This is a genomic window from Pedobacter sp. NJ-S-72 (assembly GCF_053890575.1).
The window spans coordinates 798,478-811,108 of sequence record NZ_CM132681.1 but is presented as its reverse complement, the minus strand read 5'-3'; the positions used below and the strand labels follow the sequence as shown (position 1 = coordinate 811,108).

The window sequence follows — 12,631 nt, the reverse complement described above, 5'->3', positions numbered from 1 at the left end:
AACTTTGCAGGATGAATAAAGAAATTGCAGTCATTTTTGACATGGATGGAGTTATCTGTCATACCAATCCATATCACTCTCTGGCTTTTCGTGAGTTTTTCTCATCCCGGAACCTAAATCCTACTGATGAAGACTTTGCTGAGCATATGTTTGGAAAAAGTAATAGCTATATCCTATCTCATTTTTTAAAAAGACCTATTGCAGGTGAAGAGTTATTTCAAATGGAGGAGGAGAAGGAAAGTCTTTTCCGGGGGAAATATATGCACCACACATTGAACCAATTGAAGGTATACTGGGGTTCATTGCTGATCTGAAAAGCAATGGAGTCAAATTGGGTGTAGCTACCTCTGCTCCTTGTGCTAATCTGGATTTGATTTTAAGCGAAGTGCCTATCCGTGAAAAACTAGGCTCTATAATGGCTAGTGAGGATGTTAAAAAACACAAGCCTGATCCTGAAGTATATCTTACCTCTGCAAAAAACCTGGGCGTTTCACCCGAACAGTGCCTGGTCTTTGAGGACTCCTTTTCTGGCATATCAGCCGCACTTAATGCAGGAATGCGCGTAGTAGGTGTTTTGAGCTCACACAGCGCAGAAGAGTTGCCAAAGTGTAATTTATATATAGATAATTACACAGAATTATCATATGATAAAATTAAAGCATTGTTTCTTAAAGCATAAAAACATGGCATCATTTTTCGAACTGTAGATTTAAAATCACAAAAATGAAAAAGCTATTATTACTTAGTCTGCTGCTGCTGAGTTATCGGCTTTTTGCCATATCACGCGGCAGCACAAATTAATGTAAACATTAATATCGGATCACAGCCTTTATGGGGGCCGGTAGGTTATGATCATGTAGATAATTATTACCTGCCTGATATTGAAAGTTATTATAATGTACCTAAAAAACAGTTTTCTTATCGCGAAGGAAACAGGTGGATTTTCTCTTCTTCATTACCTTCAAGATATAGTGGTTATGATTTGTACAATGGGTATAAAGTAGTTGTCAATTCAAGTAACCCTTACCGTAATTTTGATAACGATAGAGTAAAGTATGCGAAATACAAAAAAGTACGTACCCAAAAAGCTATTAAATACAGTGATGATCCAAGATATTATGTGGTTAAAGGACATCCACACGGAATGCCTCCTGGACAAGCGAAGAAATACAATTCAAATGATAAAGGAAAAGATAAGTGGAAAAACGATGATCATGGTAACGGCAACGGTAAATGGAAAGACCATGGCGATGACAACAACGGACGTGGCAATGGAAAAGGAAATAACGGAAATGGCAGAGGCAAAGACTAGTTTTTATTAGTATTTTCTCCTGAGATTTAGTGTCCGGCACCCATTATTAAAGATCTGATCAATACACGAAAGCCTGTTAATTTATTTTAACAGGCTTTCGTATGAAATTAGTAAATCAATTGACCTCCCCAATTCAGCGCAGCATCAGTATTCAGTTTCACTACAAATTTTTCACGATCACCAATTGAGGTTCCGTTCAGATAAATTTTGTCTACCCCATTTACATTGTTTACCTGCAAATAATAGCGCTTATTAAAATTATAAGAATTATAATCTTTAAATACAACTGTATCTCCGTCTTCCAGATTCGCTGAATTACCATTCATCTTTTTCACAATCTCCAGTTCCAGAGACTTTAACGCAGTCCCATTCTTTGGATAATAATAATAGTCTCCACCATTAAGAATATTCCAGTACCAGAAGTTATTCAGTCTTTCGCTCAATTCTACCCGAATTTTACCATTAACCAGCTCATTGTAATTGTCCGGACGATCAATATTGACGAGGTTAAAATGAGCGGACAACTCTTTTGATGTGATTCCGTTTACCGTCAGCCAGTCATTAGGTTTAGCAAGGTTATAATTAATGTATTTACCGGTTTTCACAGACTGGAATGATACATTATCATATTTCCTGTATTTTATGCTACTGGTTGGGACTGTCGCATCAGCATTGATAAAAGCGGCAACAGGATAATGGTCTGAGTAATCTGTCCAATAGCTTTTTTCACCTAATAGATTTGTATAACTCATTAAAGATGAGCTCACAGGATCAATGGCCAGATTCTGCCATTTTGCAGGCACTAAATGATCTTTTGATACAAAAACATAATCAATATATTCCCTGTTATTTGCAGGATAAGGATAGTGATAGGATGCCATTACATTGGTTTTTGTATCCCATGTATAGGGAACACCTGCATAATGTGGTTCTCCGACATTAAGATATTTCAGCATTGCACTATATTCTGGCGTCCCTTTAATGACATTAAAATCACCTCCAAAAATCACCATTTCATTTTTTGGAATATGTAAACTATCTACATATGCTTTCATAGTTTCAAACTGAGTTTTACGTACTGAAACGTCATTGCCTCCACAAGATGGCTGAGTTGATTGTGTATGACTGGCAACAAAATGAATCCGTTTACCATCTTTAACGATCACAGCATATACAAATCCTTTAAGTGCAAATGCGTCGGCATCACAACCAGCAGGATAAACATGCTGCATCATTTTTTCTATTGGCCATTTACTGGCAATCATCACACCCCCATTAGTCCCTCCGCCCTGTAATAATTCACGCCATGATCCACTTGTTTTATCCCATCCGGTTTTAGACCTGCCAAGTACTGGAGTCTGGTAAGGGAACCCAGGAGTCAGGTTATCTTTTAATGCTTTACTTGCATTGTTATCAAAACACTCTTCTAATAATAACACATCATAGTCTTTCAGATAGCTTGCAGATCCAATTACAGCTCCACGAGCAGCCTGCGACCATTGTGTGGTTGATGAAACGATTACATCTGGCAAAAGGAACAGATTATGTGTCAGGACTTTGATTGATGCTACACCATTAGGATCATTATTGATCTGGTTAATAGCTGACAAAGCCTTTGAAGACTTCTCTTCTGACAAAACAATTTCCTTTCTGCAGGAGGCATTGAGCAATAATATGGCGATAATAACAAGCCATTTAGCCTGGGTAATAATTTTGTTGATCATTTTTAATTGCGTTTTCATTGGTAAGATGTCAGCTGGTTTTTCAATTCAAAACTACCTCAAACACAGTCAAATGGAATTAACTAAACATTATCAAATCATCAAAATTACATTGATTAAATATTTCACATTAATTTCTGTTAATTAATTATAACTTAGAAATTAATTAATAAGCAACTAATCAGTGAATTCAAATACATCTTTAAGTAAGTACTCTATATTATGATTAGATTACCAATCCTATTACTATTATCTTTCTGCTTTGTTAAGTTATCCTTTTCACAAAGTCCGGCAACAAATGCAATCCATAACAGGACGAATGATGCTGAAGGAGGAATAATCAAAGGGCTAATTAAAGACCACCGTAGTTTTTTACCAATTGAAGGGGCAACAGCTGTATTGAAAAATCTGGCAGACAGTACCAAATACCTTGCTGCAATCAGTAATCAGGATGGCGTGTTTAAATTCTCCAGGATAATGAAGGGCAATTATACTTTAACCATTTCTTATGCAGGAAAAAGACAAATCGTAAGTAATAAATTAATAGTTAATCATAGCAATACGATTTTACCTCCCATCTATTTCCAGGTAAAAGCGACTCAACTAAAGGAAGTAGCTATTCAAGCTGCTCCTAAACCATTGATTGAACAAAAAATAGACAGACTAGTGATTAACGTTGGCTCATTAATGGCTAATTCGGGTACAAATACTCTCGAAGTTCTCAGTAATTCTCCGGGTATTGAGGTAACTGATGATGGAATAAGTTTACGCGGAAAACCAGGGGTTACAGTCTATATTGATGATAAGCCGGCTTATATAAGCGGTAAAGATTTAATGGGTTATCTGAAATCGCTCCCATCTGGTACAGTTGATAAGATTGAGATTATGCCTAATCCCCCTGCAAGATATAATGCAGAAGGTACCGGTGGGATTATTAATATTAAAACTAAAAAGCTTGCAAATAATGGATTGAATGCAAATTTGACATTAAATTATGGACAGGGTATTTATGCTAAATCCAACAACAGTATTAATTTGAATTACAAAATTAACAGATTAAATATATTCGGCAGTACTGGTTATTCGGCTACAACCAATTACTTCAAAGTACACCGTGACCGGTATTTCAATTTCCCGGATGATACTCCTGATTTTGACATGTTACAATACAATTATGAGAAGAATACCAGAAAGAATATACTTTACAAAGCTGGCTTCGATTATGACTTAAATAAAAATACAACATTGGGATTCTTATATAGTGGCTTTAGTACTAAATACAAAGAAAAGGGAGCTTACAACGTCAATTTTATCAAAAATGGCTTATCAGATTCTACAATTACCACTGCTAGTGATATGATGGAGCTTACCACGAATAATACGCTAAACTTAAACTTCCGCCATCAGTTCTCAAACCCATCCAGAGAAATAAATTTCAATTTTGATTATTTAAATTATAATGACAAAACGAATCAGAATTTACAAAGTAATACCCTGATCACTGGCCAAACAGCTCTGAACAATAACTACACGCTAATTTCTGATAATAAATTCAAGACTAAAGTATATGGAACTAAAGTTGATTATGACAATCCTCTATGGGGAGGAAAATTATCAATGGGTGCACAAATAGTATTCTCCACACGCAATAGCAGCGGTGCATACGCGAACAGGCTAAATGGCACAAATTATTCAATTGATAGCTTAAATAATACTTTTGGATATAAAGAAATATAAACGCTGCTTACGCAAGCTATCAAAGGGGCTTATTCAAAAGGTTCTCTTTTCAGGCTGGATTACGTTTTGAAAATACAAATGCAGAAACCAGTCGGGGAAATACGTCTGTATCTTCAACTACTCCACATCAAAAATTTAATTATAATGACCTGTTCCCAACTGCCTATTTAACTTACAAAGTAGACACAAATTCAAATAATCTGCTTACATTTTCGGCTGGCAGACGGATAACCAGACCAAATTATGCAGATCTGAACTATTCTATTTTTTTCTTTGACAAATACTCTTTGAGTTATGGAAATCCTTTATTAGTACCAGAAACATCTACGAGTTTAGAACTGGCTTATAATTATAAGAGCATCGTGATAGCAGGTGTAACTTATAGTTCAATAAATAATATGATCTCTCAGCATTACAGCTTAGAACAAGCTGCCTTAATTGCAACCAATGTAAACATTCCTGAGGTTAAAACTTATGGCATTTATATAAATTCCTCTATCCCCTTTACTAGCTGGTGGTTGTTGAATATTTATAGTGAACTTTCTCATTCAGCTTATAAAGGTATAATCCTGAACAAAGAATATTTAAATAACAGTCTATCCACATTCAAAATTAACGGGAGCAATCAATTTAAATTAGGCAAGGGCTGGAATGCAGAAATAAGTGGATCGTACCGAACAAAAATAACCTATGGACAAGGTGTATTTTTACCTCTTGGAAGATTTAATGCCGGGGTACAGAAAAAAATACTTAAGAACAAAGGCACATTGGGTTTAATCGCAAATGACATTTTTCATACCTGGGACATTAAGCGTAATATCGGGCTAAATCACGCACAAATTATCTCTTCAAATATTAACGATACACAGCAGATTAATCTGACTTTCACCTATCAATTTGGATTATCTGGTGCTTCCCGTAACCGGAAAAACAGTATTCAATCTGAAGAAAAAAGAGTAGGTAACTAAAATTAATCAGTCCACAAAAGAGCCTGTAGAGAAAGTCCTGGCATTTCCGCCAATGATCACCCTGTCACCATTATCAATACATAATAGCTCTCCGGTTCTTTCTGATAACTGAACTGCCTTCATTTCTTTTTTGCCAAGTTGCTCAGACCAGTAAGGAATTAATGAGCAATGGGATGAACCAGTCACAGGATCTTCCAATATAGAAGATTGAGGAGTGAAAAACCGGGAAACAAAATCGCAATTCGTTCCCCTTGCAGTAACTACTACCCCACCCGGATCAAGATTGATCTGATCAAACAGCTGTCTGTCAATCTCTATATTCCTGATATCATTTTCGCTTTCATAAACAAGCACAAAATCTCTGGATTTTAAAGTTAGCATTGGTTGAATATTCAATGCATTTTTAATGATTTCAGGAAGCTGGGCTTCTACTGGTTTTCTGGAAGGAAAGTTCAGCTGATATAGTTCGTCTTTAACAGTGACTATTAAATCGCCGCTAAGTGTATCAAATATGATCGTGTCTTTAGTATAGCCCAGGATTTGTTTAAGCGCATGGGCTGCTGCAAGTGTAGCATGTCCGCATAGATCCATTTCGATCTCTGGTGTAAACCATCTCAAATGAATTTTATCACCCTGATCAATGAAAAAGGCAGTTTCTGCTACAGCATTTTCTTTCGCGATTTTCAAAAGTAAGCTATCTGGTAACCAGGTTTGCAGCGGAACAATACATGCCGGGTTTCCATGAAAAATCTGATTAGTAAAACTATCAATTTGAAAAAGGTCTAATTTCATTATTTTTTTATTATTGGGCTGCTGCTTGCCCAATATAAGTATAATAATTATTTCAGGACAAACGCATTAATAAAAGAGTTATCAAATACACATTCCGAATTTAATATATTTTATTTTAAATAAATATGAATATAATTCTGATTTATCATATATTTATAGAATGATAGTCGAAAACAACATTAATTTAGATCACATCGATCTTGCGATATTAAGGTTAATGCAGGATAATTCCAGAATCTCTAACGTCCATATGGCAAAGGAACTTGAGATGGCCCCTTCAGCTGTTTTGGAACGGGTAAAAAAACTGGAACAAAAGAAAGTCATCCAGCAGTATACGACGAGAATTAATCCCGCAGCTGTAGGTTTAAAATTACTGGCATTCATTTCTATGAAAGCATCCCATAGTCTTGGCTGTACGACTACCGCTCTTGAACTTTCCAAGATCGAAGAAGTACAGGAAGTACATATTATAGCTGGTGAAGACTGTTATTTAGTTAAAGTCAGAACAGCCGATTCTGCTTCCTTAATGGAATTAATGAGAACCTCTTTCAGTAAAATCACAACAATTGTATCTATCCGTACCACTATCGTTCTGGAAACTGTAAAAGAACAGCAACAATTAGTAATCCCTGAAAATAAAAAAACGCCATGACAAACAAAACCGCTTCTCCGCTCCTCGTCTATCTTGCCTTTGCTATCGTATATATTGTATGGGGATCCACTTACTTTTTTATTCAGAAAGCACTTGCAGGTTTCCCGCCATTTATTCTTGGAACTTTCCGCTTTATCGTTGCAGGCACCCTGCTAATGACCTGGTGTAAGTTTAATGGGGAGAGAATATTCGACTGGAAAAACATTAAATATGCCGTTGTAAGTGGTATCCTGATGCTTGGTGTTGCCAACGGAACAGTGATCTGGGTAGAACAATTCATTCCCAGCGGTCTGGTAGCAATTATGGTCGCATCAGCTGCAATTTGGTTTGTTATATTGGATAAACCTAAATGGAAAGAGAATTTAAACAGTAAATCGACAATTGCAGGGCTGATTATTGGCTTTATAGGCGTTATATTATTGTTTTCAGAGCAAGTCATTCAGGCCGTAAATACTCAGCAAAGTAATAATCAAATATTGGGCATGGCACTACTGGTTCTTGGACCTGTCGCCTGGGCAGGAGGATCATTATACTCAAAATATCATTCAGCACCAGACAGTTCTGTATCTGTAAATACACAGCATGGCAAATGCTTGCTGCTGCTATTGCATTCATTCCAGGTAGCATACTTAGTTCTGAATACAACCATTTTCACTGGAACAGTGTACCTCTTGATGCCTGGCTGTCTATTATTTACCTGATTATATTTGGTTCTATTGCCGCATTTAGTGCTTATGTATGGTTACTGAAAGTCCGTCCGGCAACACAGGTAAGTACTTATGCTTACGTCAACCCTGTGGTAGCAATTTTATTAAGTGTCTGTTTTACAAATGAAAAGGTAAGCTTGATCCAGATTGTTGGACTATTTGTAATTCTTGGAAGTGTACTGTTGATCAACCTTGTTAAATATAGAAAAGATAAGGTAATCGCAGCTGCACCGGTATTATGTACTGAAAATAAATAAACATCAGCAATGCTGAGGGAATATCCCTCAGCATTGCTGATTAACTAAAGATTTCCTGAGCAGAACCTAATGATCTTTTATGGGTTTTATGAGTAAATTTTTAAGATTATTACCGTGAAGACAAAAAGGGAACCAAAACGTGACAATTTTATAGAATTTTGTTTTGTTTCATAAAGTCCTTCTCTGCATCAGTAATATGATCATCATCAATTGCGGGTGCATTAGTGATCTTAGTAACAGCTAATTCATCCATAATGTCTACAAAGTTTTTATAGGTAGCACCTGATGTAGGTTTGATAATGACTACCAGTGATTTTCCCGGATCATTAGCATTGTGAAAGGCTACATTCGTTTTATTGTTCAGAATAGAATGCCTGATTTCACTGAACCCTTCAATTTTTGGCCTGCTCTCACCAGCAACCCCCATGTACCAGGCAACTTTATTGTCTTTGCCTAATAAAATCGTCATGGTTCGGGTGGCTGCCAGCTCAAGAGCAGCAGTCAGATTACTCTCATCTGGTTTGGCAATATCCATCGCCACTGGCTTAGAAAGCGTAGTGGTCAGCATAAAAAAGGTAATTAGTAAAAAGGCCAAGTCTACCATTGCGGTCAGATCAAACTTTTGGAGTGCCTTTTCTGTTTCGGGAGGAGGTGTTTAATTCGGCCATAATCGTTTGGTTTAATATCGCCCTGAGCGAATGGGTTAAGGTGATTTTAATAGATGATGCAACTTAAAGCCGGTTTCCATACCGGGGCATCATCTAAAAATATAACTCTCCTTAATCCTTATTAACCGGATTACCGAACAGTGCTTTTAACATACATACCAACAACCTGTTTGATACATCTTGCAGGTTTCTTTTCGTCCTGAACGATTATTCTGAACGGTCCATCTGCTGCTGGTAATGGTTTTCCATCCATTTCATTGGCAAGGATAATAATCCGGTCTGTAAATGCCTGGTCTAATTCTGCCAAAGCAAAAGCTACCTGATAACCATCTATAGCCTCAACCAGCAGGCACTTATTAAGGTTCCCCCCTCTTAGATCTTTTCCTAAAGCTGCTCCGGCTTTTAACAGGATATCAGACAAAACGGCTCCCGAATACACATGATTGTTCCCATCTTTGTCTTTTCTATTGACAGTATTTTTTTTGAATGCACTGAACTGGGCGTCACTAAGTGTGAATGGCTGTGTTACTTCGCCCCCAATTCTGACCAATGCTGCTTTTCTGTTGATTTTTACTTGTGCAATGTCTTGTGCCTTTGTTAAACCCGGAGCCCACATTAAACCAAGAGCAAATAGAAAGGCGAACAGTTGTTTCTTCATGACGTAAATTTAATAAGTGCAAATTATACAAATCTGTTAATGAATTCGAACTAAGTTTAGAAATTCCACGTTATCTTTGTAAATTTGTAAATTAAACCCTTCGGGAGATTAACACAACCATTAAAATAAACCTGCAAAAAATAATGTCTGAAAACATTAAAAACAAAACAGCCTTCAGAACTGCTTTTACTGTTCTTTTCCTGCTTAGTTCTTCTTATATATACGCACAAACGCCTCAGCAAGTACAACAAATACAACCAACCACCCCTATCCAGCAAATTAAGCCGGCACAACCTCTTAAGCCTATGATCATCGTTCTTGATGCTGGTCATGGAGGAAGAGACGGGTCTACAAGAGGGCTGTTTTCTAAAGAAAAAGATGTTGCTTTAGATGTTGCGATGCTGCTGGGACAAACTATTGAGAAAGAAATTGAGAATACTAAGGTTATTTACACACGTACTGAAGATGTGTTTATTCCTCTTTATGAACGGATTGATATAGCAAATAAGGCACATGCTGATCTGTTTATCTCTATCCATTGTAATTCAATGCCTTCAAGCATGAGGGGCAGAACAGAAACTTCTGGTGTTGAAACCTTTGTTTCTGGTTCAGGAAGATTAGGCGAACAGGAGACAGCTGCCAGGGAAAATGCCGTAATCTTATTAGAGAAGGATTACAAGGACAATTACGATGGATATAACCCTAATGATCCGGAGAGTTTTATTGTACTTTCTCTTATGAAAAATGCTTACCGTATTCAAAGTATTAAACTTGCTACTTTAATTCATTCAGCAGCAATATATCAAAGCTGGCCGCGTTAACCGTGGGGTAAAAGAACAAAGTCTTGCCGTATTGGCAAGAGCAGGTATGCCTGCGGTGTTAACTGAAATAGGTTTTATCAGTAATCCGGAAGAAGAAGAGTACATCAACTCTTTAAGCGGCAGACAGGAAATAGTTCAGAATATCAAAAATGCGATTCAGGAATATAAGAAGCAATTGTTTCCAAATTAAATGATAAAGGCCTCTAAAAAGAGGCCTTTATCATTTAATTATTATTCTTTCCGGCAGGAACACTATTTAATGATGGAATAGTGAAATAAATGGTTGTACCTAAACCTAATTCACTTTCCAGCCAGATACGACCACCACTTATTTCTACGAATTCCCGGCAAAGTCTTAAACCAAGACCTGTTCCCATCTCATTCTGTGTGCCAGGTGTAGAGAAACTGCTATCCATTTTAAACAGCCGTTCTATATTCTCCTTTTCAATACCTATACCTGAATCCGTAACAGAAAACAATATAGTATCCTGACGGTAATGTGCCTTGAGTATAATAGTGCTGTTTGCATGGCTAAATTTTATCGCATTGGCGATGATATTTCTCAGTACCGTATTCATCATTTGCTGGTCAGCAACAATTTTACCTGAACAGGTCTCTTCAATTTTAATCTCTATTCCTTTCGCTATTGCGATAGAAGAGGAAACCCTTTTTATCTCAGCTAACAAATCTTCCACACTAAGCTCCTGCGGGTCAGGCTGCAATATTCCGGTCTGCATTTTAGACCAGTGTAACAGATTTTCCAGCAAAGTATAGGCCTGCTTAGCAGAATCATTCATTCTAAAGGCCAGACTTTCAATTTTTTCAGTACTCAACCTGTTTGCATTCTTATAGATCAGCTCACTGAAAGAGATCAAAGAAGTAAAAGGATTTCTCAGATCATGCGCAATTATGGAAAAGAACTTATCCTTTGTAGCATTTAACTCCTGTAATCTCTTTTCCGTAACCCTTAAATCGGTTATATCATAGCAAATGACCAGATAGGTATCCATATGATGTTCAATCCCATATTCAGGAATGACCTGTATAGAGAAAGAATTATCATAATTATCTTCATTCAGATCAAAATTAATCTCCAGGGTCGCTTTTGTTTGCTTCACTTCTATTAACATTTTAATCAGCAAATTTTCAAAAGATGCCGGAAATCCCAGATGGCTTAATTTTTTACCAGTATAAAATTCATGTTTATGTAGTAGAAAATTTGCTAACGCATGATTAGCATATAAACACCTGAAGCTCCTGTCAAACCGAAAGATCAGCTCCGGAAGATTTTCTGTGAGCGTTCTGTACTTCTCTCCATTATCTTTCAAATCTTTAAAAATGACTTCTGCAGGTCTGGTGAATCCTGTTTCGACATTGGCTTTATAGATTAGAAAGAAGGAAATCAGCTTTGCATAATGTCCGATTTCAGTTGGAAAGCTAAAAATTGTAACGTATAATGTAAAACAGAATTCACTTAAATGGCAAAAAACAACGATAGCATTAAAAGCCGGAATACTGATGGAATAAAGCTATTTTTCGAACTGTAAAGCAAAAACCCTGCGAAGAAAAGCATGCCTATAATCACATATTCTGTAGTTATCTTGAAAGAGGTCTGCCCTTTTCCTTCGATGTAACATATTGGAAATATCTGCCAGTATAGAATTGACAATATAATCAGCAGACTTACAATACAATAAGATAAAATTGTAATATCACCATTCAGTATTTTTTTCCTTTTCAAAAACCAAAACCCCATAATCAGGCTAAAAGCCTCCAGGAACCTCGTCGCTATCCAAAATTGATTAGTATAATAAATAGTTCCCGGAATAATATTCATACCGGGATAAGTAATGGTATGCAGCAAATCAAGCGCCCCTATAAAGATATAGGCCATCCCTACGAAATACAGATAATTATTATCAAGCATCTTCCTGGTATTCCAGGTAACTATGAAAACAGCAAATGCAATAACAAACAATAGATGATAACTCTACAATAGTATGGAATAACAGGAAATTTTGCTTCACACTTACCTTAAATATCAATACCAGCAAAGCCACTGTAAAAATGGTTCTGTAATTAGCTTTGATAAAACTATGCAGATAAGCTTTCAACTTACAACTGGTTAGATATTTTTACTTACATAAATTTAAGCTAATTGTTTTCATAAAAAAGAACAAAACTGATTATCCTTTTTGATAAAAAACATAAACAAAAAATATCTGCTGTCATATTATAGTTTTCTGACAAAAACAGCTCCGTTTGAATCATTGCTTATCTCGCCACGAACAATAGCCCTGATCGTAAAGGCTGCTCCTGTTTCATAATCGCTTATTTT

The 12,631-nt window shown here is 36.5% G+C and carries 10 protein-coding genes and 4 pseudogenes; 7 read left to right on the top strand and 7 right to left on the bottom strand.

All coding sequences use genetic code 11. The annotated features are described in order from the left end of the window. Nucleotides 1–11: 11 nt before the first annotated feature. Both ACWYN3_RS05345 and ACWYN3_RS05340 read left to right on the top strand, forming a co-directional pair. A pseudogene (locus ACWYN3_RS05345) lies at nt 12–679 on the top strand (HAD family hydrolase). Nucleotides 680–772: 93 nt separating this feature from the next. Next, nucleotides 773–1,312 (top strand): hypothetical protein, encoded by a 540-nt coding sequence (locus ACWYN3_RS05340; RefSeq protein WP_456220211.1) that lies wholly within the window; start codon nt 773–775, stop codon nt 1,310–1,312. A 107-nt stretch (nt 1,313–1,419) separates the two neighbouring features. On the opposite strand, the gene sph is transcribed toward ACWYN3_RS05340, so the two are convergent. Then, nucleotides 1,420–3,054, bottom strand: coding sequence for a sphingomyelin phosphodiesterase (gene sph, locus ACWYN3_RS05335; protein WP_456220210.1), 1,635 nt, complete (start codon nt 3,052–3,054; stop codon nt 1,420–1,422). Nucleotides 3,055–3,255: 201 nt separating this feature from the next. Between sph and ACWYN3_RS05330 the strand changes: the two are divergent. Further along, a pseudogene (locus tag ACWYN3_RS05330) lies at nt 3,256–5,738 on the top strand (TonB-dependent receptor domain-containing protein). 6 nt (nt 5,739–5,744) lie between these two features. Here ACWYN3_RS05330 and ACWYN3_RS05325 read toward each other — a convergent pair. Then, nucleotides 5,745–6,530: a PhzF family phenazine biosynthesis protein gene (locus ACWYN3_RS05325; RefSeq protein WP_456220209.1), complete on the bottom strand. Its 786-nt coding sequence runs from the start codon at nt 6,528–6,530 to the stop codon at nt 5,745–5,747. 160 nt (nt 6,531–6,690) lie between these two features. On the opposite strand from ACWYN3_RS05325, the gene ACWYN3_RS05320 reads away from it, so the two are divergent. From ACWYN3_RS05320 to ACWYN3_RS05310, 3 genes are read left to right on the top strand one after another with little or no spacing between them, the layout of a single operon-like run. Continuing rightward, nucleotides 6,691–7,182: an Lrp/AsnC family transcriptional regulator gene (locus ACWYN3_RS05320; RefSeq protein ID WP_456220208.1), complete on the top strand. Its 492-nt coding sequence runs from the start codon at nt 6,691–6,693 to the stop codon at nt 7,180–7,182. After that, on the top strand, nt 7,179–7,883 hold the full coding sequence (locus ACWYN3_RS05315; protein ID WP_456220207.1) for an EamA family transporter: 705 nt from the start codon (nt 7,179–7,181) through the stop codon (nt 7,881–7,883). The genes ACWYN3_RS05320 and ACWYN3_RS05315 overlap by 4 nt, the downstream gene beginning before the upstream one ends. Then, nucleotides 7,772–8,146 carry an EamA family transporter gene (locus ACWYN3_RS05310; RefSeq protein ID WP_456220206.1) on the top strand — a complete coding sequence of 125 codons (375 nt, stop codon included), beginning with the start codon at nt 7,772–7,774 and terminating at the stop codon, nt 8,144–8,146. The genes ACWYN3_RS05315 and ACWYN3_RS05310 overlap by 112 nt, the downstream gene beginning before the upstream one ends. Nucleotides 8,147–8,294: 148 nt before the next feature. On the opposite strand, the gene ACWYN3_RS05305 is transcribed toward ACWYN3_RS05310, so the two are convergent. Continuing rightward, entirely contained in the window at nt 8,295–8,750 is a 456-nt protein-coding gene (locus tag ACWYN3_RS05305) for an ExbD/TolR family protein (protein ID WP_456220205.1), read from the bottom strand. A gap of 194 nt (nt 8,751–8,944) precedes the next feature. Beyond that, entirely contained in the window at nt 8,945–9,472 is a 528-nt protein-coding gene (locus ACWYN3_RS05300) for a molybdopterin-dependent oxidoreductase (RefSeq protein ID WP_456220204.1), read from the bottom strand. Between the two features lie 251 nt (nt 9,473–9,723). Here ACWYN3_RS05300 and ACWYN3_RS05295 point away from each other — a divergent pair. Next, nucleotides 9,724–10,483 (top strand): annotated as a pseudogene (locus ACWYN3_RS05295) (N-acetylmuramoyl-L-alanine amidase family protein). Between the two features lie 34 nt (nt 10,484–10,517). Here the strand turns inward: ACWYN3_RS05295 and ACWYN3_RS05290 are convergent. From ACWYN3_RS05290 to ACWYN3_RS05280, 3 genes and pseudogenes are all read right to left on the bottom strand, one after another. Next, nucleotides 10,518–11,621, bottom strand: coding sequence for an ATP-binding protein (locus tag ACWYN3_RS05290; RefSeq protein ID WP_456222890.1), 1,104 nt, complete (start codon nt 11,619–11,621; stop codon nt 10,518–10,520). Nucleotides 11,622–11,702: 81 nt separating this feature from the next. After that, nucleotides 11,703–12,220 (bottom strand): annotated as a pseudogene (locus ACWYN3_RS05285) (MASE3 domain-containing protein); the annotation flags it as partial. Next, nucleotides 12,213–12,407, bottom strand: a complete 195-nt coding sequence (locus tag ACWYN3_RS05280) for a hypothetical protein (protein WP_456220203.1) — start codon at nt 12,405–12,407, stop codon at nt 12,213–12,215. The pseudogene ACWYN3_RS05285 and the gene ACWYN3_RS05280, both read right to left, overlap by 8 nt. Nucleotides 12,408–12,631 lie beyond the last annotated feature (224 nt).